Origin of the sequence: Streptomyces sp. NPDC006197 (genome assembly GCF_040613865.1) — a bacterium.
In the GTDB taxonomy this organism is placed as follows: Bacteria; Actinomycetota; Actinomycetes; order Streptomycetales; family Streptomycetaceae; genus Streptomyces.
The window spans coordinates 18,763-42,979 of the sequence record NZ_JBEXSZ010000009.1 but is presented as its reverse complement, the minus strand read 5'-3'; the positions used below and the strand labels follow the sequence as shown (position 1 = coordinate 42,979).

At 74.6% G+C, this 24,217-nt stretch carries 18 protein-coding genes; 5 read left to right on the top strand and 13 right to left on the bottom strand.

Going from position 1 to position 24,217, the window contains the following annotated elements:
- Positions 1 to 69: 69 nt before the first annotated feature.
- On the bottom strand, positions 70 to 2,163 hold the full coding sequence (locus tag ABZ318_RS04540; RefSeq protein WP_356901014.1) for a DUF5107 domain-containing protein: 2,094 nt from the start codon (positions 2,161 to 2,163) through the stop codon (positions 70 to 72).
- A gap of 178 nt (positions 2,164 to 2,341) precedes the next feature.
- Between ABZ318_RS04540 and ABZ318_RS04535 the strand changes: the two genes are divergently transcribed.
- Positions 2,342 to 2,674 carry a DUF6204 family protein gene (locus ABZ318_RS04535; RefSeq protein ID WP_356901013.1) on the top strand — a complete coding sequence of 111 codons (333 nt, stop codon included), beginning with the start codon at positions 2,342 to 2,344 and terminating at the stop codon, positions 2,672 to 2,674.
- Here ABZ318_RS04535 and ABZ318_RS04530 read toward each other — a convergent pair.
- The 3 genes from ABZ318_RS04530 to ABZ318_RS04520 all read right to left on the bottom strand — a co-directional run bounded on the left by ABZ318_RS04530 (position 2,671) and on the right by ABZ318_RS04520 (position 3,956).
- Positions 2,671 to 3,219: a GNAT family protein gene (locus ABZ318_RS04530; RefSeq protein ID WP_356901012.1), complete on the bottom strand. Its 549-nt coding sequence runs from the start codon at positions 3,217 to 3,219 to the stop codon at positions 2,671 to 2,673. The genes ABZ318_RS04535 and ABZ318_RS04530 overlap by 4 nt on opposite strands.
- Before the next feature lie 138 nt (positions 3,220 to 3,357).
- The gene (locus tag ABZ318_RS04525; protein ID WP_356901011.1) at positions 3,358 to 3,708 is read right to left on the bottom strand and encodes a hypothetical protein; all 351 of its coding nucleotides are present in this window, start codon (positions 3,706 to 3,708) and stop codon (positions 3,358 to 3,360) included.
- Positions 3,705 to 3,956 carry a DUF1049 domain-containing protein gene (locus tag ABZ318_RS04520; protein WP_356901010.1) on the bottom strand — a complete coding sequence of 84 codons (252 nt, stop codon included), beginning with the start codon at positions 3,954 to 3,956 and terminating at the stop codon, positions 3,705 to 3,707. Before ABZ318_RS04520 ends, ABZ318_RS04525 begins: the two co-directional genes overlap by 4 nt.
- 188 nt (positions 3,957 to 4,144) lie before the next feature.
- Between ABZ318_RS04520 and ABZ318_RS04515 the strand changes: the two genes are divergently transcribed.
- Together ABZ318_RS04515 and ABZ318_RS04510 are read left to right on the top strand one after the other, a co-directional pair.
- Positions 4,145 to 4,906: a GntR family transcriptional regulator gene (locus ABZ318_RS04515; RefSeq protein ID WP_356901009.1), complete on the top strand. Its 762-nt coding sequence runs from the start codon at positions 4,145 to 4,147 to the stop codon at positions 4,904 to 4,906.
- Positions 4,907 to 5,084: 178 nt separating this feature from the next.
- Positions 5,085 to 6,173 (top strand): adenosine deaminase, encoded by a 1,089-nt coding sequence (locus ABZ318_RS04510; protein WP_356901008.1) that lies wholly within the window; start codon positions 5,085 to 5,087, stop codon positions 6,171 to 6,173.
- 19 nt (positions 6,174 to 6,192) lie between these two features.
- Here the strand turns inward: ABZ318_RS04510 and ABZ318_RS04505 are convergent, their stop codons facing one another.
- The gene (locus ABZ318_RS04505; RefSeq protein ID WP_356901007.1) at positions 6,193 to 7,980 is read right to left on the bottom strand and encodes a CocE/NonD family hydrolase; all 1,788 of its coding nucleotides are present in this window, start codon (positions 7,978 to 7,980) and stop codon (positions 6,193 to 6,195) included.
- A 200-nt stretch (positions 7,981 to 8,180) separates the two neighbouring features.
- Between ABZ318_RS04505 and ABZ318_RS04500 the strand changes: the two genes are divergently transcribed.
- On the top strand, positions 8,181 to 8,867 hold the full coding sequence (locus tag ABZ318_RS04500; protein ID WP_356901006.1) for a GntR family transcriptional regulator: 687 nt from the start codon (positions 8,181 to 8,183) through the stop codon (positions 8,865 to 8,867).
- Between the two features lie 150 nt (positions 8,868 to 9,017).
- Here the strand turns inward: ABZ318_RS04500 and ABZ318_RS04495 are convergent, their stop codons facing one another.
- The 5 genes from ABZ318_RS04495 to ABZ318_RS04475 all read right to left on the bottom strand — a co-directional run bounded on the left by ABZ318_RS04495 (position 9,018) and on the right by ABZ318_RS04475 (position 16,012).
- A complete protein-coding gene (locus ABZ318_RS04495) occupies positions 9,018 to 9,965 on the bottom strand; it encodes an LD-carboxypeptidase (protein WP_356901005.1) in 948 nt (315 codons plus the stop codon).
- Positions 9,962 to 11,983, bottom strand: a complete 2,022-nt coding sequence (locus ABZ318_RS04490) for a prolyl oligopeptidase family serine peptidase (RefSeq protein WP_356901004.1) — start codon at positions 11,981 to 11,983, stop codon at positions 9,962 to 9,964. The genes ABZ318_RS04495 and ABZ318_RS04490 overlap by 4 nt, the downstream gene beginning before the upstream one ends.
- A 21-nt stretch (positions 11,984 to 12,004) precedes the next feature.
- Positions 12,005 to 13,339, bottom strand: a complete 1,335-nt coding sequence (locus ABZ318_RS04485) for a M20/M25/M40 family metallo-hydrolase (RefSeq protein ID WP_356901003.1) — start codon at positions 13,337 to 13,339, stop codon at positions 12,005 to 12,007.
- Positions 13,332 to 14,165 (bottom strand): M55 family metallopeptidase, encoded by an 834-nt coding sequence (locus tag ABZ318_RS04480; protein ID WP_356901002.1) that lies wholly within the window; start codon positions 14,163 to 14,165, stop codon positions 13,332 to 13,334. The genes ABZ318_RS04485 and ABZ318_RS04480 overlap by 8 nt, the downstream gene beginning before the upstream one ends.
- 95 nt (positions 14,166 to 14,260) lie before the next feature.
- Positions 14,261 to 16,012, bottom strand: a complete 1,752-nt coding sequence (locus ABZ318_RS04475; protein ID WP_356901001.1) for a hypothetical protein — start codon at positions 16,010 to 16,012, stop codon at positions 14,261 to 14,263.
- Between the two features lie 199 nt (positions 16,013 to 16,211).
- Here ABZ318_RS04475 and ABZ318_RS04470 point away from each other — a divergent pair, with 199 nt between their 5' ends.
- Positions 16,212 to 17,309 (top strand): hypothetical protein, encoded by a 1,098-nt coding sequence (locus tag ABZ318_RS04470; protein WP_356901076.1) that lies wholly within the window; start codon positions 16,212 to 16,214, stop codon positions 17,307 to 17,309.
- An 11-nt stretch (positions 17,310 to 17,320) separates the two neighbouring features.
- Here the strand turns inward: ABZ318_RS04470 and ABZ318_RS04465 are convergent, their stop codons facing one another.
- The 3 genes from ABZ318_RS04465 to ABZ318_RS04455 form a co-directional block, all read right to left on the bottom strand.
- Positions 17,321 to 18,529: an FAD-dependent monooxygenase gene (locus tag ABZ318_RS04465; protein WP_356901000.1), complete on the bottom strand. Its 1,209-nt coding sequence runs from the start codon at positions 18,527 to 18,529 to the stop codon at positions 17,321 to 17,323.
- A 45-nt stretch (positions 18,530 to 18,574) separates the two neighbouring features.
- Complete coding sequence (locus ABZ318_RS04460; protein ID WP_356900999.1) at positions 18,575 to 21,475, bottom strand: BTAD domain-containing putative transcriptional regulator; 2,901 nt, start codon at positions 21,473 to 21,475, stop codon at positions 18,575 to 18,577.
- A 144-nt stretch (positions 21,476 to 21,619) separates the two neighbouring features.
- Positions 21,620 to 24,130: an MFS transporter gene (locus ABZ318_RS04455; RefSeq protein ID WP_356900998.1), complete on the bottom strand. Its 2,511-nt coding sequence runs from the start codon at positions 24,128 to 24,130 to the stop codon at positions 21,620 to 21,622.
- Between the last annotated feature and the right edge of the window lie 87 nt (positions 24,131 to 24,217).

Sequence of the window (24,217 nt, the reverse complement as noted above, 5' to 3'; positions counted from 1 at the left end):
CCATCTCCGTCCCCCGCCCCTTCCGCCCTCGCCACTCGGTCCACGCTACCGCCGCCCGACGCCCGCCCGTCAGCTCGGACGCATCCTGAACTCGTAGGCGTCCGGAAGGGGTTCGTCGGTGAGCTCCGCCCACAGCTCGCCCAGGATCTCGGCGCCCTCGCGCAGATCGGCGACCTCGAAGCCCGCGTCGAAGACGGCACGGGCTTCGCCCGTCCTGCCCTCGGCGAGCAGGATCCGCGCCTCCAGGAGTCGGAACGCTCCCCGTTCCCGGACCTCCTCCGGGAGGCTCGCCCACAACTCCCCCGCCGTGCCGGGCCGCCCGGCGGCGAGCAGGGCGACGATCGCCTCGCGCCCGAGGGCCGCGACCACCGCGACGTCTTCGGCGGCCCGCGAGGCGGGACCGGCGCCCACAGGCCCGGTCTCGGCACCGGCGGTCTCGGCACCGGTGGTCTCGGCACCGGTGGTCTCGGCGTGGTCGGACTTCGCATGGTCGGACTTCGCATGGTCGGACTTCGCGTGGTCGGTCTCCGCGTGGTCGGCGAAGGCCTCCGCGAACCGCTCGGCGGCCCGCCGCGGATGCCCGTCTTCCTGGTCCGCGACGGCCAGGCAGTACAGCAGGGGCCAGCGCACCTCGGCCCGGTGGAGTCCGCGCTCCCAGCTCCGTACCGCCTGGGCGCGGTCTCCCGCGTGCCACTGGGCGATGCCGAGGTGGTACTCGGTGGACGGGTCGGCGGGGGCGGTCTCCAGCATGTCCCGCCAGGGGGTGGCGACCAGCGGCGCACCGGGTCCCGCGCCCTTCGCCGGGGGCGGCAGGACGCCGGTGCGCAGGAGCTCCCGCCAGGGTTCCTGGTCCGGGCCGAGGGTCGACTCGGGGAAGGGCGTACCGGGCAACGCGTGTCCCCCGCGCAGGACTTCGAGGGCTCCCCAGCCGGAGCCGACCGCGAGGACGGTCTCCGGTTCGGCGTCCGCGGCGCCCTCCCGCCAGGCGGTGTACGCCGCGTCGACGGCGGTGCGGGGCAGCGCCGCCGCCAGCTTCGCCTCGACGTCGGCGCGGGCGGCGGCCCAGTCGTCGCCGAGGGCCGCGGCGGGGTCGGCGGCGAGCGGCCCGTACGCCTCCAGCCAACTGAACTCGGCGCCGCCCGCGAGCTCCAGGTGCTCCAGCTGGGTGCGGGCGAGTCCGGCCTGCATCTCGGCGTAGCCGGGGGTGCCGGGCTCGGTCAGCCACTCCTGCCAGCGCCGGCCGCCGCGCCCGGCGCCCCACAGGAAGAGCTTGCGGCCGCGCAGCGCGTCGGTGGAGGTCTGGACGAGTCCGTGGCCGTCCGCGTCGAGGGCGGCGATCCAGCGGCGCTGCCCCTCGGGCAGGTCGTAGAAGTAGTCCGCGGCGTGGGCGCCGTTCAGCGGGTACGAGTGGTCGGTGCCGTCCTCGGCGACCGGCACGGGGAGGCGGTCCAGGCCGTGTTCGTAGCCGTGGTGCCAGGCCGCGTCGGCGGGCGCGAGGATCCTGTGCTCCTCGGGGACGGCGGTGTTGGACCACCAGTAGGCGGGGGCGGTCCGCTCGTGGGGGTTGCGGACGCGGACACCGACGTACAGGAAGTCGGAGCCCTCCGGGAGCCACAGGTCGACCTGGAAGGGCAGGTCGCGCAGGCGCTCCCACTCCCACAGGCGGAGCATCGGACCGCCGTCGGGGGCGCGGACGACGGCCGCGTGGAGGGGCGAGCAGGAGAGGGTGGTGTGGCCGGTGGCCCCGATGTTCCACTCGATGCCGCCGGAGAACCAGGCGCCGTTGAGGGCGAAGGCGGCGGGCTGGAGGACGGGGTTGCGGTAGAGGAGTTCGCGTCCGGTGGGCTTGTGGTGCAGGGAGTGGACGCGGCCGCCGAGGCCGGGCAGCACGGTCACCCGGAGCCGGTCGTTCTCGATCACGATCGTGTCGAGGTCCGCGGGCGTGCGCTCGCGGCCGTAGCCGTCGCGCACGGGGGCCGGAAGCAGGCTGCGCAGGGGCGCCCGTCCGATGCCCCGGGCCATGTCGCGCGGGAGCTCCGCGAGGGTCCGCGCGTCGACCGCGTGGGACCCGGCGCCGGCGGGGGCCCGCAGTGCGGGGAGGGGGTTGTCCGGGCCCAACGGGGCCACGGGCAGCGTCAGTACGGCACGTCGTACGGTCGTCATCGATCCATGGAACACGCCGGGGCCGGTCCTGACCAGGGGTTCTCCGCGTCGGGCTTCGGCAGAGCCGCCGGAGGACCGGGCCGGATATTCCCGGCGCCGGGGGTGCCCGCCGCCGTAGTGTGGAGGGTCGGCCCGCCGCCTGGGCGGGCGGGGACCAGTGGCACAGGGAGTACGAGGAATGGGCACGCAGCACACCTACCGGGTCATCGTGCGCGGCACGTTCGACGGTCTGTCCGAGGAGAGCCGGTCCCGGCTGCTCGCCGAGGTGGACGCGCACGGGCTGACGGCGATGCAGTTCACGGAGGAGGGCTCGCTGGCCTACGACCGGACGCTGAAGCACTTCTCGTACCGCCTGGTCGTCGTCTCGGACGCCGAGGACGGCGACGAGATGGCGGGCGCGATCGCGGAGGACCGGGTGGAGAAGGCGCTCGGCGAGCTGGGCCACGGGTACAAGGCGCTGCGCTCGACGGTGACGGACCTCGACACGATGAAGATCAACTACAAGCGTTAGGGCTGGTCGGGTGCGGTGATCGCCCAGCGTTCGTGGTCCCGCCAGGCCCCGTCGATGTGCAGCATCGCGGGCGAGAAGCCCTCCAGGCGGAAGCCGGCGCGGCGGACGAGGGCGCGGGAGGCGGTGTTGCCGGGCTGGATGTTCGCCTCCAGCCGGTGCAGTTCCAGGGGGCCGAAGGCGTGCTCCAGGACCAGCCCGAGGGCCTCGGTGAGGAGTCCGCGTCCAGCGGCGTGCGCGAAGGCGCCGTACCCGAGGGCGCCGCTGCGGAACGCCCCGCGGACGATGTTGTTGATGTTGACGAAGCCGGCGATCCCGCCGCCGTCGGCGCGCTCGCACACCAGGAACCCCGCGCGCGCCGGGTCCTCGATCAGGACGCCCGCGTAGGCGGCGTACGCCTCGGTCGTGCACGGCGGGAAGAGCCAGGGGCGGTGGAGCTCCCGGCTCTCCCGGGCGCGGGCGGTGAACTCCTCGGCGTCGGCGAGGGAGAAGGGACGCAGGCCCACCCGGGGCCCGACGGCGAGGTAGGCGGCGGGTTCGTCGGACATGGGGCCAGGCTATTCGGTGCGGAGGCGGGGCAGCGTCTCGTACGGGCGGGGCAGCGTTTTGTACGGGACAGCGTCGCGTACGGGCGGGGGCAGCGTCTCGTACCCGCGCGGCATCGTCTCGCACCCGCGCGGCAGCGCTCAGCGGCGGGCGTCGCGGACGCGGGGTGGGCAGGTCTCGCCCTTGCGTACGACTCCGATCATGGCGGTGGTCCGCCGGTCGAGGGCCGTGCCCGCCGTCGGGTACTGGGTGCAGACCGCCCAGCGCGGCGGCCAGAGCACCCGCCGGTCGCGGCCGCTCACGTCGTGGACGTCGAGCCGGGTCCGGCGGTCGAGGCGGGTGAAGACCTGCCACAGGCCCCGGCCCAGGAAGTCCGGCATCGGCCGTGTCCCGGCCTCGTCGCCGGGCGTGGCGGCGTCCTCCGCCGAGGAGGCGGCGACGGCCGCGAACGCCAGGACCGCGCCGACGCCGACGACGGCGGCCCGTCTCACTTCCGCCTCCGGGCGGCGAAGTAGCAGCCGCAGCCCGCGCCGAGGAGGGCGGTCGCGAGCAGCGCCACGTAGAGCGGCAGGGTGACCTCGGGGACCAGCAGGCGGATCTTTACCTCGCGGGTGTTCTCGAAGATGAGGACCAGGGTGAGGACCGCGACCGCGACCATCGCGATCCGCCCCGGGGCGAGGGCTCCGGCCGTCCGGGAGGCGCCCCCGCCCGCTGCCCGTGACGCCTGCTTGGGACTCATGCCCGGCCCCTCTCCTCCGTCGTGCCGTCGGTCGTACCCGGCCGCAGCCGTGGGACCAGAATGGGACGCGCGGCGCCTCCCCGTGACGGCGAGCAGAGCCGTACGGGTGACTTGTCAGACAACGTGAGCCGACTACCGTGGTGCGAAGACCGGCACGGAGCGGGCCGGGGACGAGACGAGGAGGGGCCGTGGCGGTCAGCGGACAGCGGCGGCGACCGGTCGTGGCGCTCTACGAGCGGATCGCGGACGCCGTCCACGACGGCACCTACCCGCCGGGCTCCACGCTCCCCTCCGAGCCGAAGCTCGCCGCCGAGCTGGGCGTCAGCCGGCCGGCCCTGCGCGAGGCGCTGCTGCTGCTCCAGGAGGACGGCGTCCTCACGGTGCGGCGCGGGGTGGGCCGTACGGTCAACGACCGCCCGCCCCGGCGCGGCTTCGAGCACGTCCAGCCGCTGGAGGAGCTGATCGGCGCGGGCGCCCCGCTGCGGGTGCGGGCGCTGCTCAGAAGCGTCGAGGAGCCGACCGACTTCACCACCCAGCACCTGCTCGCGCCCGCCCGCGCCGAGCTGCGGTTCTGGGAGTCCGTACTCGGCGGGGAGGGCACGGCGGCGGCGCTGAGCCACGAGTGGGCGGCGCCCGACGAGCTGCTCGACCGGGTGCACCCGGAGTTCGCGCGGGCCCTGCGGGCGACGGAGGCGGACCCGAAGGCCCGCGGCGCGGTCTCGATGCTGGCGGTGCTGGTGGGGGCCTCGCGGGAGACGGCCCTGAGCGCGCACAGCGGGATCACGGCGACGCTGCTCGGGCGGCGGCGCGGGGAGCAGCTGGGGCGCCCGGCGGACACCCCCGCCGTCCTGGTCACCCAGGTGGTGCGGGTCGGCGAGACGCCGGTCCTGGCGGCCAAGCACATGCTCCCGACGGGCACGCCCGCGCTGCCGGTGCTGCAGTCGTACTGAGCGGGGACGCTCCTTCGACCCCGGCCGCCGCTCCTCGATCATCACCCCGGCCGCCGCCGCACCGAGCGCCGCCGTCGCACCGAGCGAGGGAGGGGGAGCCCGCCCGGGGCCCGGCCCGCCGGCCGCCCGTCGGGCCCGTCACAGCACCCCGCGCGCCCTTGGCGTACACTTCCCCGCCATGCACTTGTCTGACAACTCTGCCATGCCTGCCGCCGCCACCGTCTCCGAGTGGATCCGCCGGGCCCCCAAGGCCGTCCTCCACGACCACCTCGACGGCGGGCTGCGCCCCGCGACCATCGTCGAGCTGGCGCGGGAGTGCGGCTACACCGCGCTGCCGACCGAGGACCCGGCCGAGCTCGCGGTCTGGTTCCGGGACGCCGCCGACTCCGGTTCGCTGGAGCGCTACCTGGAGACCTTCGCCCACACCTGCGCGGTCATGCAGACCCGCGAGGCGCTCGTGCGCATCGCGGCCGAGTGCGCCGAGGACCTGGCGGCGGACGGCGTCGTCTACGCCGAGATCCGTTACGCCCCCGAGCAGCACCTGGAGGGCGGCCTCACCCTCGACGAGGTCGTCGAGGCGGTGAACGACGGCTTCCGCGAGGGCGAGCGCCGCACCGGCGGCCGGATCACGGTCCGCGCCCTCCTCACCGGCATGCGCCACACCGACCGCTCCCTGGAGATCGCGGAGCTCACGGTCGCGCACCGGGACAACGGCGTGGCGGGCTTCGACATAGCCGGCGGCGAGATCGGCAACCCGCCGGCCCGCCACCTCGCCGCCTTCCAGCACCTGAAGCGGGAGAACTGCCACTACACGATCCACGCCGGCGAGGCCGTCGGCGCGGAGTCGATCCACGAGGCCGTGCAGGTCTGCGGCACCGAGCGGATCGGCCACGGCGTGCGGATCACGGACGACATCGCCGAGGACGGCACGCTGGGCCGGCTCGCCTCGTACGTCCGGGACAACCGCATCGCCCTGGAGGTCTGCCCGACCTCCAACCTCCAGACGGGCGCCGCGAAGGACTACGCCTCGCACCCGATCGACGAGCTGCGCCGGCTCGGCTTCCGGATCACGCTCAACACCGACAACCGGCTGGTCTCCGGCACCACCATGAGCGAGGAGTTCCAGCACATGGTGGACGCGTTCGGATACGGCCCCGAGGTCTTCGAGGAGTTCACGGTCGCCGCCCTGGAGGCCGCCTTCCTGCCGCTGCCGGAGCGGCAGCGGCTGATCGACGAGGTCGTCCGCCCGGGGTACGCGGCGCTGTAGGCCCGCGGGCCCGCGGGCCTCAGCCGACCCTTCCCCCGTCCACCAGGGGAAGGGAGAGCGTCCCCGTGGACTCGGGGGCGCTGACGACGGTCACCGGCTTGATGCCCCGGTTGCCGGAGTACGCGGTGTCGCTCGCCGCGACGACGAACTCCAGCCGGTGGCCCGTCTCGTACCGGTGGACGATGCCCGGCAGCTCGACGGTGAAGGGGCGGGTGACGTCCGGCACGCGTACCGGCGCGACCAGCCGGTTGACCAGGGTCTTCGTCCCGTCGGGCGCGACGTCGTAGAGCTTGGCGAAGAGGACGAGCTTGTCGGCGGCGTCGCCCGAGTCCTGGACGCGTTCGGTCGCCGGGGACACGACCCGGAGGGTCGCCCTCGGCGCGCCGACGAGGTCCACGGGCGCGGCGAGCGGGGCGCTGGTCCAGCCGAGGTAGGTGCCCGGGGTGTCGTACGGCCGGGGGTCGGGGAGCCCGATCATCCCGGCGAGCGAGGACTCGGAGTGGCTGGTGGGGACCAGCCAGTTGCTGTACTGCCGGGAGCCGCGGGCGACCTTCGTACGGTTGTCGACGAGCTTGCCGTCGCCGGAGAGGTACAGCTTCTGGCTGAGCACCGGGACCCGGTCGGCGGTGCCGTAACCGCTCTGCCCCTCGCGGTACCAGGCGAAGGCGGGGCCGGTGTCCGCGGCCGCGTTCTTCCGGAGGTGGCGGTCGAACCAGGCGAGGACGCGCTGTCCGACGTAACTCCCCTCCGGGTCGCCGAGGTCGAGTTCGCCCGGCTTCTGTCCTCCGCTGTGGCCCCAGGACTGCCAGATCATCCGGGTGTCGACGCCCCGCTCGCGCAGCCGGTCGTAGGTGGCGCGCGCCTCGTTGAGGTTGAACAGGCTGTCGGACTGGCCCTGGACGATCAGGGTGGGGGCGGTGATCCGGTCCAGGTAGGAGACCGGGGAGACGCTGCGGGCGTACGTGAGCATCTTCTCGGTCTCGGCGGCCGGGTAGCGGCCGGAGTTGAGGAGCCTCACGGTGTCGCAGGCGTCGGTGACGAAGTGCAGACAGCCGAGGGAGTTGATGCGGCTGGGGTCGAGGGACGGGGAGAGCAGGGGCTGCCCCTCGCCGATGAGGTAGAAGCCGTTGGCCCACTGCCATTTGAAGACGCCGGGGGTGGCCCGGTCGGCGGCGTTGGGGGCGAGCGAGTACGCGAGGTCGTTCCAGGTGATGAGGGGGACGAGGGCGTCGATACGGGGATCGACGGAGGCGGCCGCGAGTTGGACGGCCCCGCCGTAGGAGCCGCCGATCATGCCGACGCGCGGGTCTCCCGCGCCGTCCCGCGTGACGAAGTCGACGCGGGTGCCGTCGTCGGCGGCCCGGCTGCCGGCGAGGAAGTCGACGAGGCGGGCGGCGGCCCGGCCGTCGGCCTCCGGGGCGTCGAGGGAGATCAGGCAGCCGGACTTCCCGAAGCCGAGGCCCGAGTAGACGAGGCCGACGTAGCCGCGCTCGGCGAAGGCCTTGCCGATCGCGGCGGTGGAGCCGTCGCTCTTGCTGCCGCCGAAGCCGTTGGTGGCGAGGACGGCGGGCGCGGGGTGGGCGGCGTCCGCACCGGCGGGCCGGTAGAGGTCGGCGTCGACCGCGCAACTCCGGCCGCCCGCCTCGACGGTGAACCGGAGCGGGGTGACGGTGTACGCGCCGGAGCCGGCCTCGGCGCCGTTCGCGGGCGCGGCGAGGGCGAGCGGTGCGGCGAGCGCGGCCGCGCCGGCCACGAGCGCGAGGGCCTTGCGGGATCGGGGCACGGCACGGGACACAGGGACCTCCACGCTGAGGACGACACCGAGAGACCCGGCACCACCTACCGACTGGTAGGTACCCGGGCAGCGCCCATGCTGTGACACGTGTCATAAGCCCGTCAACGCGCCGGACGAAGGTTGTTGACGGAGATTCAGTGAAGGTGACACACCCCGCGTGGGCGGCCGGGTCCCGCGGATCCCCGCCCGCTCCCCGATGGGAGAATGGCGGCATGACAGGCGCTGAGGAGTTCAGACCCGAATCGGAGCGGGTGACGCGCGTCCTGCGCGATCAGATCATCGACGGGACCCGGGCCCCCGGCAGCAGGCTGGTGGAGCGCGAGATCGCGGCCGAGCTGGACGTGAGCCGGCTGCCCGTCCGCGACGCCCTGCGGGACCTGGTCGCGGAGGGTCTGGTGACGCCCCGCCCGCGCACCTGGGCGGTGGTCCGCGAGTTCACGGCGTCCGACATCTCGGACCTCGGCGAGGTCAGGTCCGCCCTGGAGATCCTCGGCTTCCGGCTCGCCGCGCAGCGCCGCACCCGGGCGGGGCTCGCCAAGCTCCGCGCCGACCTCGACGCCGAGCTGGCGGCCGCGGCCAAGGGCGACGGGCCCGCCGCCCGCCGGGCGGCCGCCGACTTCCACGAGACCGTCACGGAGCTGGCCGACAACGCCCTGCTCAGCGAGCTCAACGCGACGCTGCGCAGCCGGATGCGCTGGCTGCTGGGGCAGCACGACGACTTCACCGTCGTCGCCGAGGAGCACGCGGAGCTGTACCGGGGGATCGAGGCGCGGGACGTGGAGCGCGTCGAGAAGCTGGCCCTGCGCCACCTGGAGACGAGCCGGGACGAGGCCGCCGCGCACCAGCGCAGGACGGCGCCGGATCAGGAGCTTCGTCGAGGCGCTCCGGAAGACCGGTGAGGGCGCGACCGCCCGCCCCGGCGAGATCCGGCGGCCCGGGGAGCCGGTGCGGGGTCGGCGCCGCGCCCGCCCGGCACCGAGGACCGGGCCCCGGACGCGACCGGGGCGCGGGAACGGGCCGCGTCCGCGTCGTACGGGCGTGGCCTCCGCTCACCGCAAGGCCGGTGCGTCCAGGGTGAGCGTGCCCGTGTCCGCGTCGAGTGCGGCGGGCACGCCGAGCGGCATGGTCAGCGCGGTCGTGCTGTGCCCGAAGCCCATCTCCTCCACGACCGGCACCCCGAGCCCGCCGAGCCGGTCGGCGAGCACCGCCCGCACCTCCTCGTACGGACCGCACTCCTCCCAGGAGCCGAGGCCGATGCCGGCGACCCCGTCGAGCCAACCGGAGCGCAGCAGTTGGGTGAGGACGCGGTCGAGGCGGTACGGCTCCTCCCCCACGTCCTCCAGGAGCAGCAGCCCGCCGCGTGCCGAGGGCCGCCGGTGCGGGGTGCCGAGGTCGGCGGCGAGGAGGCTGGCGCAGCCGCCGAGCGTCACGCCCCGGGCGCGACCGGGCACCAGGGGCCGTGCCGTCTCCAGTCCGAGCGTGAGGACGGTCTCGGGCTCGAAGAGGGTGGCCCGCAGCGACTCCTGGGTGCGCGGGTCCGACAGGAAGGTGCCGGCGGCGACCATCGGTCCGTGCAGGGTGGCGAAGCCCGCGCGGACGGCGAAGGCCTCGTGCAGGGCGGTGACGTCGCTGTAGCCGACGAACGCCTTGGGGCCAGCCGCCCGTATCGCCGTCCAGTCGACCAGGTCCACCATGCGCTGGGCCCCGAACCCGCCGCGCGCGCAGAGCACGGCGGAGACCGACGGGTCGCACCAGGCCTCGGTCAGATCGCGGGCGCGCGCCCGGTCCGCCCCCGCGAGGTGGCCGAGCGTGGGGTGGGCGTCCAGGACGTGCGGGGCGACCACCGGTTCCAGGCCCCAGCCGCGCAGGATGTCGAGCCCGGCGGTGAGCCGCTCCTCGGGGACGGGACCGCTGGGGGCGACGACGGCGACCCGTGCCCCCGGGCCGAGCCGTTCGGCCCGGGTCAGGGGTTCGACGGTGGGGGACGGGACGGTCATGTGCGGTACTCCAGGTTCGGCACGTCCGGGCGTTCGATGCCGAAGGCACGTACGTACAGGGCCAGTTCGGCCTCCAGGGCCTGGATCATGGTATCGGCCCTGCGGAAGCCGTGCCCCTCCCCCTCGAAGGCGAGGTAGGCGTGCGGGACGCCCCGGCCGGCCGCGCGGGCGAGGAGGCGCTCGGCCTGTACGGGCGGACAGATGACGTCGTCGAGGCCCTGGAGCAGCAGGAACGGGGCCGTGACGCGGTCGACGTGCTCGATCGGCGAGCGCTCCTTGTAGCGGGCGGGCACCTTGTCGAGCGGTCCGATCAGTCCGTGGAGGTACTGGGACTCGAAGTCGTGGGTCTCGTCGGTGGCCCAGCTCCGCAGGTCCAGGACGGGGTAGATGATCGTGCCGCAGGCGTACACGTCGGTGGAGGAGAGGGACGCAGCGCTGGTCCAGCCGCCCGCGCTGCCGCCGCGCACGGCGAGCCGGGCGGGGTCGGCGCTGCCCTCGGCGGCGAGGGCCGCCGCGACGGCCGCGCAGTCCTCGACGTCGACGACGCCCCACTGTTCGCGCAGCCGCTCCCGGTACTCGCGGCCGTAGCCGGTCGAGCCGCCGTAGTCGACCTTGGCGACGCCGATGCCCCGCGAGGTGAAGTAGGCGGTCTCCAGGTCGAGGACGAGCGGGGTGCGGCTGGTGGGGCCGCCGTGGGCCCAGATCACATAGGGCGGCAGCTCTCCCTCGGGTCCGGTGAAGTCGGGGTGGCGCGGTGGGTACACCTGGGCGTGGATCTCCCGCCCGCCGGGGCCGGTGAAGGTGCGGATCCGGGGCTCGGGGAGGTAGGCGGGGTCGACGGCGTCGGTGTGCGCGGCGCCGACCACGCGGCTGCGGCCGGTGCGGGTGTCGAGCTCGACGAGCTCGGTGGAGCGGTGCGGTCCGGCGGCGACGCCGACCACCCGGGTGCCGTGGGCGGCGAGGGTGGCGGCCCACTCGGTGCGGGATCCGCCGGCGTCGACGAGGGCGCGGCGCTCGGGGTCGAGGATGCCGAGGGTGGTGGTCCCCCTGCCGTGGACGACGGCGATCAGACCGTTCTCCAGGGGCGTGAACCAGCGGAGTCCGATCTGCCAGAGCGGGCCGCCGAACTCCTCGGCGCGGGGACAGAGCGCCTCCGGTTCGGCGAGGCGGCCGTCGGCGTCGACCTCGGCGCGGTAGAGGTTCCACCAGCCGGTGCGGTCGCTGACGAGGAGCAGCCGGCCGGCCGCGTCCCAGTCGACCTGCGGGATCGACTCGGCGGTTCCGCCCGCGACGGTCCTGGCCTTCCGGAAGGTGCCGTCGGGGGTGACGTCGGCGAGCTGGACCTCGGTGCCGTCCCAGGGCATCCGGGGGTGGTCCCAGGCGATCCAGGCCGCCCGGCGGCCGTCCGGGGAGAGCCGGGGCCCGGTGACGAACCGGTGGCGCCCGTCGGAGAGTTCCCGGACGGCGCCGCGGTCCTCGGCGGCCGAGCCGTCGAGGGGCACGGCGGCGAGGACGCGGCGCACGTCGGTGGGCGCGGGGCCGGTGAACTCCTCCAGGACGCACCACACCTCGCCCCGGTCCGGGTGGATGACCGGGTCCGCCCACCGCAGTCCGCCGCCGACGGAGGAGACCGGGGTGAGCGGCCGCGGCTCCGCGGCGGGCTCGGCGTCGGGTTCGTACGCGTAGAGCCGCTGGTCGGGGAAGTGGCAGAACACGGCGAGCGGTCCGCCCGCCGGGCGCGCGACGGCCGCCCAGGGCTGTCCGCCGTACTCGATCACCCTGCTGCGGACGTTCCACGGGGCGGGCAGCAGGCTCTCCTCGGTGCCGTCGGCCCGCCGCCTGACGAGGGCGCGCCGGCCGCCCTCGGCGGGGCGGGGCGCGGTCCACCAGAGCTCGTCGCCGACGGCGCCGAGGTACTCGGGCCGCCCGTCGTGGGCGGCGGCGAGCGCGGCGTCGACGGGCGACGGCCAACTGCCGTACCCGGCCGTGGTCATGGCCATCTCGTCTCCCCCTGTCATGGGACTGGTTCCCCCTCCGTCCTACGCGGACTTCAGATAGTGGTCGAGCACGCGGACGCCGAAGTGCAGGGCGTCCACCGGGACGCGCTCGTCGACGCCGTGGAAGAGCGCCCCGTAGTCGAGGTCCGGGGGCAGCCGGAGCGGCGAGAAGCCGTAGCCGGTGATGCCGAGCCGCGAGAACTGCTTGGCGTCCGTGCCGCCGGACATGGTGAACGGCAGGACGTGCCCGGCCGGGTCGAAGCGCTCGACGGCGGCCCGGAGCTTGGCGAAGGTCGGGGAGTCGACCGGGGCCTCCAGGGGCACCTCGCGGTGGTGGAACTCCCACTCCACGTCGGGCCCGGTGAGCAGGTCCATGGTCTCGGCGAACTCCTCCTCGCCGCCCGGCAGCATCCGCCCGTCGACGTAGGCCACGGCCTGGCCCGGGACGACGTTGACCTTGTAACCGGCCTCCAGCATCGTGGGGTTGGCGCTGTTGCGGACGGTCGCCTCGACGAGGGCGGCGGCGGGGCCGAGCTTGTCGAGGAGGAGGTCGACGTCGAGGTCGGGGGCGCTCGTGTCGACGTCGATGCCGTACAGCGCGGCGAGTTCGGTGAGGGCGGCGCGGACGGTCGTGGTGAGGCGGACCGGCCAGGCGTGGGCGCCGATCCTGGCGACGGCCGCGGCGAGGCGGGTGACGGCGTTGGCCGTGTTCACCTTGGAGCCGTGGCCGGCCCGGCCGCGGGCGGTGAGCTTGAGCCAGGCGGTGCCCCGCTCCCCCGCCGCGATCGGGTAGAGGGTGGTGCCGGGCTGCGGGTGGAAGCTGAACGCCCCGGACTCGCTGATGCCCTCCGTGCAGCCCTCGAAGAGCGCCGCGTGCCGGTCGGCGAGGAAGTCGGAGCCGTCCTCGGCGCTGGCCTCCTCGTCGGCGGTGTAGGCGAGGACGATGTCGCGGCGGGGCCGGATGCCGTGGCGGGCCCAGGAGCGGACGACGGCCAGGACCATCGCGTCCATGTTCTTCATGTCGACGGCGCCGCGCCCCCAGACGACCCCGTCGCGCACCTCGCCGGAGAAGGGGTGCACGGCCCATTCGGCGGGGTCGGCGGGCACCACGTCCAGGTGGCCGTGGACGAGGAGCGCCTCGGCCGAGGGGCCGGTGCCGGGAATCCGCGCCACCACGTTGGTGCGGCCGGGGGTCCGCTCCAGGAGGGTGGGTTCGATCCCGGCGTCCGCGAGCCGCTCGGCGACGTACTCGGCGGCCGGCCGCTCGCGGCAGTCGCCGCCGCCCCGGTTGGTGGTGTCGATGCGGATGAGCTCGGAGGTGAAGGTGACCACCTCGTCGAGCGCCGTCGTGTCCGGGCCCCGGACCTCCTCAGCCATACTGCTCCTCCACCGCGGCCGAGACGATGGTCGTGACCGCCTTGAACGTGCGAATTGCCTCGTACATCGTCTCGCTGGTGTACGCGACGCGCCGCTCACCGCTCCGCGCCACGCCGGGAACCACCGTGGCGGCGGCGCCCAGATGCTCGGCGTCGAACTCCAGCTCCACGGTGAACGGGCCGCCCCGGACCGGCTCGTACCGGACGGCGAGCGCGGCGGCGGACTTGGCCGCCTCCCGGATGTCGGCGGCGGTCCTGGCCGGGGTCCGGCACACCGCCGCGTACCGCGAGACGTGGTCCTTGACGGCGACCTTGAGCGCCTCGGGCGCGTAGCCGAGGGCGTCCTCGCAGGTCAGGTCGTCCCCGGTGACGAGGACGACGGGCACGCCGTACTCCGCGACCACATGGGCGTTGAGCAGGCCCTCGCTCGCCCGCTCGCCGTTGAGCCAGACCCCGGTGACGGAGTTGGCGAGGTAGGTGTGCGCGAGGACGCCCTCGGCGCCGGCGCCGGTGTGGTAGCCGACGAAGGCGATGCCGTCGACGTCCCCGTGCTGCACTCCCTCGACCATCGAGAGGGACTTGTGCCGGCCGGTGAGCATCTCGGCCCGCTCGTCGAGCCGCTCCAGGAGCAGGTTCCGCATGGACCAGTGCGCCTCGTTGATGAGGACCTCGTCGGCGCCGCCGTCGAAGAAGCCGAGCACGGCGGCGTTCACGTCGGAGGTGAACATCGCGCGGCACCGCTCCCACTGCGGCGTGCCGGGCAGCACGTCGGCGGGCCAGGTCACACCGGTGGCGCCCTCCATGTCGGCGCTGATGAGGATCTTCATGCCTGGCACCGTACGCGCCGCCCGGCGGCCCTACCACCCCTGTGGATAACCTCCGTTGGAGTGGACCAATGACGTCCACCGGGTGGCGGTACGACTCATCCGGCGGGTTCCGGATACCCCCTGGGGTCCTCCTCCTCGAACCGGCGCAGCGCTGCGGCGGCCCGCCGCTCGGGCGGGGTGCCGTCCTCGGGGAGGTGCCACAGGTACTGCCGCGGCGGGGTGTCCGGCGTGCCTCCGTCGGCCGGGGGCAGGTCGTCGTAGGTGACCACGGTCGTGTCCGGCTCTCCGAACGCGGTTCCCGTCCATCCCGGCCGCAGCCCCCAGCGGGCGAGGAGGCCGGGCCGGTCGCGCAGTCCTGCGGCGATCAGCCGGGCGGTGTCCCGGGCCGGCCAGCTCCAGCCCCGGTCCCGCTCGGCGCGGGTGATCTCCGTGTCGTACGCGGCGGCGTCGAAGCGGAGGACGGGCAGGTCCGGCAGTCCTCGCGGGGCGCCGGGCCGGCTCCAGTCGCCCCAGACCACGTGCGGGCCCTCGCGGCGCACCGTGACGTGGAGCGCGCCGCAGCAGCCCTCGCTGCAGTACGCCTCGGCGAGCCGGACCTCGCGGGGCTCGTCCCCGGCGCGGAGGGCGCCGGTGTCGAGGAGCCGTTCGGGCGGGTCGCCGGGCCCCCGGCCGAACGCCCAGGGCACGAGGGGCCGGCCGTCGACCAGGAAGCGGGTCTCGACGACGTCCGGGTCGCCGGGGTCGGCGACGGCGACCTCGATCCGCAGCCGGGGCGCCCCGTCGGGCTCCTGGGCGGCGGGCGCCGCGTGGAGACGGGGTGCCGTGCGGCGGATCCACGCGGCCCGCTGCCGCGCGCGCGGGTCGGCGTCCGTGTCGGCGGACTCCTCCGGCGGCTCCCCGACGGCGGCGAGCAGGGCGCCGAGGACCGCCTCGCGCCGGCCGGGCGGCCAGTCGAGGAGGTACGAGGCTCCGCCGTGCAGGTCGAGGGCGAGCGAGAGGAGCAGGGCCTGCCGGTCCAGGTCGCCCACCGGCTCTGCCACGCGCGCGGCGATCGCCTCGTACAGCTCCCTGGCGTCCTCGTACCGCAGCACCGCGGTCGTGTAGTCGCGGCGGCTGGTCATCCGGGTCAGCAGGAGCACCACCTGCGCGAGGAGTTCGGGGTCTTCGGGGTGCGCCCGGAGGAGCGCGGGGAGTCCGGTGGCCTCGGCGATCCGACGGGCCTGTTCGGGGCCGACGTCCCGGGACGTCCGGGCCGGCACCGCCACGACGAGGTCGCGGAGGTCGCCCGTACGACCGGAGAAGAGGGCGTCCACGAGGGCGCGCTGCGCGGCTCCCCGCGCGCGGTGGGCCAGGCTGATCGACGCCGCTGCCTGCCGGTCCAGTGGTGTGAGGGCCTCGACGACGGCGCTGCCGAGTTCGGCGAGCAGCCCGAGGTCGCGCAGGTACGGCACGTCCTCGGGTTCCCCGTACCGGCTCAGCAGCCCGAGTCCGCCGGCCACACCGACCAGGGTGGTCCCGGTGCGAACGAGGCGGCGGCCGAGGGCGCGGGCGGCGGGTTCGTCGGGGTGTTCGAGTGTCGCGGCGGCCCGGAGGACGGTTCGATAGCGGATCCCGGTGGCCACGAGGGCGCCTTCCGGGTCGGTGCCGGGCGCGGCGAGCAGGTGGTGGAGGACGTCCGTCACGGCGGCGCGTACTTCGCCATGACGGCGGCCGGGGCGGCGGGGACGGCGCGTGCGCGCACTGTCGGGGAGGGGGTGGCCGCCTGTGGGGACGGGTGCGCCGCGCAGGGCGCGGGCATGGTCGGACAGGGAGGGTGCGAGCGTCGAGCGCTCGTGCGAGGCGCTCACCGCGCGCGGTGGAGCTCGATTCCATGAGTCATGGGGGCATGCTGCCCTCTGAGCCGGCGGTTCGTCATCCTGTTGACGATGTCCGGAGAGAGCAAAACGGCATCAAGGGGTGCGTATAGGCTGTCTCAGTTGTCGTTCCCGACCTTCCGGAGAGCCCTCGGTGACCACCGCCTTCACCCCGTCCGAAACCACGCCCCTCATGGCCGAGGAGCCGGAGTTCTGGGAGCCCTCGGCTCCCGAGCCCCAGGAGGCGCGGAGCGCCCAGGAAGCGGACGGCCACGAACCGGTCACGGACGCCCCCGACCCCGTCGTCGTGCGTGACGCCCGGGACTTCGGGGTCTACGCGCGGACCGGCGGCTGGGCCTTCGCGCTGAAGGTGGCCCGGAGCGTCCGGCCGGGCGGTCAGCCCGCCGAGGGGACGGCCCGGACGAAGGTCTCGGCGAAGGCCTTCGCGGAGCTCGCCGGGTGCTCGCCCGAGCGGGTCATGCGCTACTACAAGGCCTGGGACATGGCGGCCGACGACGGTCTGGTCCCGCAGTTCGAGGTCCTGGTCCCGGGCGAGGACGTCGAGCTGCCGGACGCGGACGTCTGGCTCTCGTACTACGCCTCCCGCAACAGCGCGTCCTCCGTGCGCGGCCAGGCGATCAGCGCGGCGGCCGAGGCGGAGGGCATCCGGCCGACGAAGGCCCTGGAGGTCGCGGAGAACCCGACGGCGCTGCGGGCGGCGATCCTCGCGGACCCCGGGACGGCCCAGGCCGCGCGCGGGGCTCTGCTGGACCGGATGAAGGAGGACCCGGCCCTCCAGACAGAGATGGCCCGCGCCATCGCCCGTACCGACGACCTGAAGAAGGCCGTGGCGAGCGAGGCGAAGGCGGCCGACCGCATCGGGTACGTGCGGCAGATCGTCGAGAAGGGGCAGATCAAGACCCCCGCCGGGCAGACCGTGGAGGCACCGGCCGAGATCCGGGCCGAGGCCGAGCGGCACCTGTCGCTCCTCGACGAGCTGGACGACTCGGAGGAGGCGGGCGAGTGGGCCGGCGAGGCCTACGACACGGTGAGGAACCTGGTCGCCAAGGCGGTCGAGGAGGATCCGGCGCTGCGCGTCCAGGAGCGGCGGACGAAGTTCTACAACAGCCTGCAGAAGGCGACGAAGGTCTTCGAGGAGCTGACGCTCGACGAGGTGATGGAGGAGGACATCTACGAGGCGGACATGCTCCAGCGCCTCGAAGCCCTCCAGGAGGCGATCGGCACCTGCATCAGCGCGCTGCGCAAGGCGACGACCGCCTCTTCCCGGTAGGGACCGCGGGGTCACCCGTCCCGGCCGTAGGTGCGCAGGGTGATGTTCTCCGCGGTCCTGCGGGCGATTTTGGCTGCCATGTTCTTGCCCGGCAGGTAGGGCACGAGCTTGTAGTAGCGGTTGAGGAGGGCGGCCATCAGCCGGCTGTCGGGGACCATCAGCCCGGCGATCCCGTCGCCCATCTTCCGGCAGCCCTCGGCGTACTCCCGCAGCTCCTCCTCGTAGCGGGCGAACGCGACGCGGTGGTCGCCGTGCGCGGCGGCCAGTTCTCCCGCCAGGACGTACGCGCCGACGAGGGCGAGTCCCGTGCCCATGCCGGACAGGGAGGACGGGCAGTAGGCGGCGTCGCCCAGCAGGGCGACGCGGCCGCGGGACCACGAGTCCATGCGGACCTGGCCGACCGAGTCGAAGTAGAAGTCGGGCGCGTACGGCATGTCCTGGAGCAGTCTGTCGCACTCCCATCCGGTGCCGGCGAACCGCTCGGCCAGGATCGCCTGCTGCCGTGGGACGTCCTTCCGGTCGAGGTCGAGGAGTTCGGAGGCGAAGTAGAAGACGGCCTTGGCCTCGGTGTTGTGGCGGGCGCTGTACAGGGCGGCGAGCTTGCCCGCGGTGCGGTAGGCGTGGCCGGTGTGGTCGAGCCCGAGGCGGTTGGCGGTGGTGAAGATCGCGCAGTAGACGCCGAGGTGCTTCACGAACCGCTCCTCGGGTCCGAAGGCCAGCCGGCGGGTGGTGGAGTGCAGCCCGTCGGCGCCGATCACCAGGTCGAAGCGGCGCGGCGCGGCGCGTTCGAAGGTGACGGTCACTCCGTCGGCGTCCTCGGTGAGCGAGGTGATGGAGTCCCCGAAGACGTACTCGGTGTGCTTCTCGGTCGCTTCGTAGAGGATTCGTGCCAGGTCGCCGCGGAGGATCTCGACGTCCCCGGCGAAGAGGTCGGCGGGCAGCTTCGCCTGCGGCTTGCCCGCGCTGTTGACGTACGACATGGAGCCCATGCCGGTCCTGGCCTGCTGGACGGCGTCCATGACGCCCATGCGGCGCAGGACCGACAGGTGGGCCTCGCCGCGGAAGTCGACGGCGTAGCCGCCGTCGCGGAGCGCGGGGGCGCGCTCCACCACCGTGGTGCGGAAGCCGTGGCGGTGGAGCCAGTGGGCGAGGGCTGGGCCGGCGACGGAGGCGCCGGAGATCAGGACGTGGATGCTCTTGGTGTTCTTCGTGTTCGTCACGGGAAGAGCTTCGGGCGAGCCCCTCACCGCGGGCTCACCGCGCGCTCACCGCCGTCGGCACGCCTCCCGCACGCTCTCCACGACGTGCTCGGGAAGACCCAGCAGACGGAGCGCGCCCAGGGTGTCGGACCCCATGGCGGCGGCGGACTCGCCGGTCTCCCGGTAGCGGGCGCGGGCGGTCGTGTGATCGCCGCGCGCCTCGGCGACGCGGCCCAGTCCCGCGAAGGTGCGGACCCGGGTGCCGACGCTCCTGATCCAGTGCGGGTCGACCTTTTCGAGGGCCTCCGTGTACAGGCGCTCGGCTTCGGTCAGGTCGCCGTCGAGCAGGGCCGTGTCGCCGAGCCCGCGCAGGGCCGCCGCGAGGCCGGTGGAGCTGCCTGCCCGGCGGGCGAGGGCCGTGGCCCTGTCGTAGTCGGCGCGGGCCGACACCGGGTCCCGGCCGAGGCGTTGGTCGCCCCGGTTGACGAGCAGGTCGGCGCTGTCCTCCAGGGCGCCGACCTGCTCGGTGAGCGCGAGGGCCTCGTCGGTCAGCGCGACGGCCCGCGCGAGGTCGCCGCGCCCGCCCGCGAGGCCCGCGAGCGCGTCCAGGGCCAGCGCGGTGCCCCAGCGGTCGCCGAGCGAGCGGAAGCCTTCGACGGCCGTGGTGAAGGCGCGTTCGGCCGACGCGGTGTCCCCCTCGCCGAGGGGGCCGAATCCCGACACGTACCGCGCGGTCGCCCTCGCCCACGGCTCCGCGCAGTCGCGCAGGGAGGAGACGAGGGCGAAGGCGCTCCGCTGGTCGGCTTCGCTCGCGTTGCGCAGCATCCACAGGAGCGGGGCGACGGGGTGACGACCCGTCCGTCCGTCCGCCCACGCGGCGGCCAGTGCCTTCTCGGCGGTCGTACGGTGGCGCTGCCACACCGGCCGTCCGGCGGCGCCGGAGGCCGCGAGCAGCACGCACAGCACGTATTCCTCCTCGTCGAGGGGTTCGCCGTCCGCCCCTTCCAGGAGCGCGATCGCATGCGGTGCGACCGAGGCGGAGACGCCCCGGATCCAGAGGTAGTTCGAGGCGTGGGCGAGCAGCTTCAGACCCGTCTCCCGCTCCGCGGCCCGGACCGAGCGGCGCACCGCCGCGAGGAGGTTGCCGTGCTCGGCGGCGAGGACGGGCAGCCACTCCAGCTGTTCGGACCGGCGCAGGTGGGGGTCGGCGGTCCGCAGCAGCTCCAGGAGCCACTGGGCGTGGGCGTGCTCCGCGCAGGCGCGTTCGCCCGCCGCGTCGAGCCGTTCCGCGCCGTAGGCCGCGATCGTCTCCAGCATCCGGTAGCGGCCGCCCGCCACCTCCAGGAGCGACTTGTCGGCCAGCGACTCCAGCGTCTCGCCGTCGGTCGCGCACACCCGCAGCGCGGACTCGGCCGTCGCTCCTCCGGCGAAGACCGTGAACCGCCGGGCCGCCCGCTGCTCGTCCTCGGAGAGCAGGTCCCAGCTCCACGCGACCACGGCGCGCAGGGTCCGGTGCCGTTCGTCGGCCGTACGGCTGCCCCGGGCGGCGACCCCGAGCCGGTCGTCGAGGCGTCCCGCGAGGTCGTCGACGTCGAGCGTGCGGACGCGTGCCGCCGCGAGTTCGATGGCCAGCGGCAGGTTGTCGAGGGCCGTGCAGATCCGGCCGACGGCCTTCGGATCGGCGGTGAAACCGCGGCGCACGGCGCGGGCCCGGTCGGTGAAGAGCCGCACGGCGGCGGCGTCGTCGAGCGGCTTGACCTGCCAGAGGTTCTCGCCGGTGATGCCGAGCGGCTCGCGGCTGGTCGCCAGGACCCGCAGGCGTGGGCAGACCGCCAGGAGCCGTGCGGCGAGCGCCGCGGTCTCCTCGATCACGTGCTCGCAGTTGTCGAGGACGAGGAGGAGCGTCCGGTCGGAGAGCGCCGCGATCAGCCGGTCGACGGGGGTCTGCCCGCCGGCCCCCATGCCGAGGCCGTTCTCGCGCAGGCCGAGCGCGCCCGACAGCGCCTGGGGCAGTGCGGCGGCGTCGCGCAGCGGCGCCAGCTCCACGAAGCAGATGCCGTCGGCCGCGACCTCGGCGAGTCCGGCGACCTCGATGGACAGCCGGGTCTTGCCGACTCCGCCGGGGCCGATCAGCGTGACCAGCCGGGCCGCCCGCAGCAGCCGGGCGACCTCCGTCACCTCGTCGGCACGGCCGACGAACGCGGTCAGCTGGGCGGGCGGCGCGGCGGGGCCGGGCGCCGGTTCGGTGCGCAGCAACTCCTGGTGCAGCGCGACGAGTTCGGCGGAGGGATCGGCGCCGAGCTCCTCGGCCAGGTGCCGTCGGGTCTCCTCGAACACCACGAGCGCCGCGGCCTGCCCGCCCTCGGCGAACAGGGCCCGCATCAGCAGTCCCGCGAGGCGCTCCCGCAGCGGATGGCGGCCGACCAGCTCGCGCAGCTCGGGTACGACGGCGCGCGGGTCGCCGGTCCGGCACTCCGCCTCGATCCGGTCCTCCAGGGCCCCGAGCCGGTGTTCCTCGAGCCGTGCGGCGGCGGGCCCGGCGGTCTCGCCGTCGGCGAGGCCGGCCAGTGCGGGCCCCCGCCACAGTCCCAGCGCCTCGCGCAGCAGAGTGAGGGCGCCCGCCGCGTCCCCGGCGCGCAGGGCGGCCCGCCCCTCCCGGGCAAGGCGCTCGAAGCGGCCGGCGTCCACGTCGTCGGGGGCGACCAGGATCCGGTAGCCGGCCCCGGCCTGTTCGATCACGGCCCCGGAGCCGAGGGCCTTGCGCAGCCGGGACATCTGGGACTGGACCGCGTGTGCCGACACCGCGCCGTCCGGGTCGACGGCGTCGGCCAGCCGGTCCGTGGGCACGACCTCCCCGGGCCGCATCAGCAGCAGGGCGAGCAGCGAGCGACGGGCCGGTCCGCCCAGGGGAACCTCGGTACCGTCGCCGTACCACGCCCGCGTCTCGCCGAGGATTCCGAACAGCATGCCGGTGATTATCCACCGGAGTCGATCACCCGTAAGCGATCGGACCGGGGCGGGTACCGCCCGGGACGCCGGTCGTCCGGTCGGCGGCAGGGCCACTGGGGCGGTGAGCGCTCGCCGCGCGCGCACCGCCCGCCACGGTGGTCCTCAGTCCTCGTGGCCGAGTTGGAGGTCGCGCTCGGTGCGGCCGCCGCCGGCCACCTGGAGGACGGTGGCGACGGGCGGGTACCCGGCGGCGATGACCGTGTACTCGCCGGAGGACAGGTCGACGAAGCGGAAGGTGCCGTCGGGGCCGGTGGTGAGGGTGTCGACGACGTTGCCCGCGGCGTCGAGGAGGGTGACCCGGGCGTCCTCCACGGGGCGCCCTCCCCCGGCCCGTACGGTGCCGCGCAGCACCGCGCCGCCGGCCAGTTCGATGTCCTGGCGGGTCTCTCGGGAGGCCTGGACGCTCACGGGGAGCGCGGCGGGCCGGAAGGCGGGGGCGCTGGCGGCGAGCGTGTACTCGCCCGCGACCAGTTCGCCGATGACGTAGCCGCCCTCGCGTCCGCTGCGGGTGGAGGCGACGACCTCGCCGCGCACGTCGGTGAGGGTGACGGCCGCGTCGCGTACGGGCGTGCCGTCGGCGGTGACGACGCTGCCCGCGAGCCGGCCGGCGCCGCCGAGGACGACGTCGAGCTCGACCGGCCGGTCGCCGACGGTGACGGAGACGGCCTGCGGCTGGTGGCCTCCGGCCGCGGCGATCAGGACGTACGCGCCGCCGCCGGGGACGCTCAGGGCGTACCGGCCGTCCTCGCCGCTCGCGCCGCGGCCGATCTGCCGGCCCTGGACGTCGATGAGGGTGAGCGCGGCCCGGGGGACCCGGCTGCCGTCGTGGTGCTGGACGGTGCCGCAGACGGGCACCCCGGAGTGCGGAGGGGCGGCGGCGGTTTGGGCGGGGGCGGCGTGGCGGGCGTGCGGGACCGACTGGATGCCGCCGGTCTCGTCGGCGTGCGTGGCCTCGGTGAGGGGGCTGTGGTGGGACACCAGCGGTTTCTCCTTGAGGAAGAAGGCGAGGACGAGGCCGAGCACGAGGACCGGCACGAGGTAGAGGAAGATCCGCGGCATCGCGTCCGCGTACGCCTGGATGTACGCGTCGCGCAGGGCGGGCGGCAGGGTGTGGACGGTCCCCGGGGTGATCGACTCGGCCGGCGGCAGCGGGGTGGAGCCGTCCTGGGCGAGGACGCCGGCGAGCCGGTCGCCGAGGGCGTCGTCGAGGCGGGAGGCGAAGAGGGTGCCGAAGACGGCGGCGCCGACGCTGCCGCCGATCTGGCGGAAGTAGGTGTGGGCGCTGGTGGCGGTGCCGAGGTCGGCGGGGCGTACGGAGTTCTGCACGGCGAGCACGAGGACCGGCATGACGAGGCCGATGCCGGTGCCGAGGACGGCCTGCCAGAGGCTGTGCTGGAGGCGCGGGGTGTCGGTGTCCATGCGGGAGAGCAGCCACATGCCGAGGACGGAGACGGCCCCGCCGATCACCGGGTAGGTCTTGTAGTGGCCGGTGCGGCTGATGAGCTGGCCTGAGACGACGGAGGCGATGACGATGCCGCCCATGAGGGGCAGCATCAGGAGGCCGGATTCGGTGGCGCTGGCGCCCTCGACCATCTGCAGGAAGCTGGGGAGGTAGCTGGCGGCGCCGAAGAGCGCGATGCCGACGACGGCGCCGACGAGGGCGGTGACGGTGAAGACGGAGTCGCGGAACAGCCGGAGCGGGATGAGCGGTTCGGGTGCGAAGTGCTCGACCACCAGGAAGAGCAGGGTCGTTCCGGCGGCTCCGCAGCCGAGGGCGAGGATGACCCGGGAGTCCCAGGCGTACTCGGTGCCGCCCCAACTCGTCAGCAGGACCAGGCAGGTGGAGGCGGCGGCGAGGAGCAGCGCGCCGAGGACGTCGAAACGCGCGCGTGCGGCGGGTTTCGGGAGCTTGAGGACGGCGGCGACGACGGCGAGGGTGACGAGCCCGAAGGGCACGTTGAAGTAGAAGCACCAGCGCCAGGAGACGTGGTCGGTGAAGAAGCCGCCGAGCAGGGGTCCCGCGACGGAGGCGAGGCCGAAGGCGGCACCGATGAGCCCCATGTAGCGGCCGCGTTCCCGGGCCGGGACGACGTCGGCGATGATCGCCTGGACGCCGATCATGAGGCCGCCGGCGCCGATGCCCTGGATCGCGCGGAAGGCGATGAGCTGGTCCATCGTGCGGGACCAGCCGGCGAGGCCGGAGCCGATGACGAAGACGACGATGGCGAAGAGGAAGACGCCCTTGCGGCCGAGGAGGTCGCCGAGCTTTCCGTAGACCGGCAGGCCGATGGTGGAGGTCAGCAGGTAGGCGGTGATCGCCCAGGACATCCGGTCCAGGCCGTGGAGCTCGCCGACGATCTTCGGCAGGGCGGTGGCGACGATCATCTGCTCCAGCGCGGCGAGGAGCAGCGCGAGCATGAGGCCGCAGAAGACGAGCCGGACGCGGCGGGGGTCGAGGCCGGCGGGTCCCGGGCCGGACGGTGGCGCGGGGTCGGTGGGCGGGCCGTCCGGGGCGAGCGGTTCCGCGTCCCCGGCAGCACCCTCGGCGCCCTTCACGATCGTGATCGCACCCACGTGTCTGCTCCCCTCGTCACGGCGTCTGCGCCGCGCCATTCTTCGCATTGCGCGCGAAGGGGGAGCAAGTCGGGCGGTACGGGAGGGCGATGGCGGCCCGGGGGGTGAACGTCCCTGCACCACGGC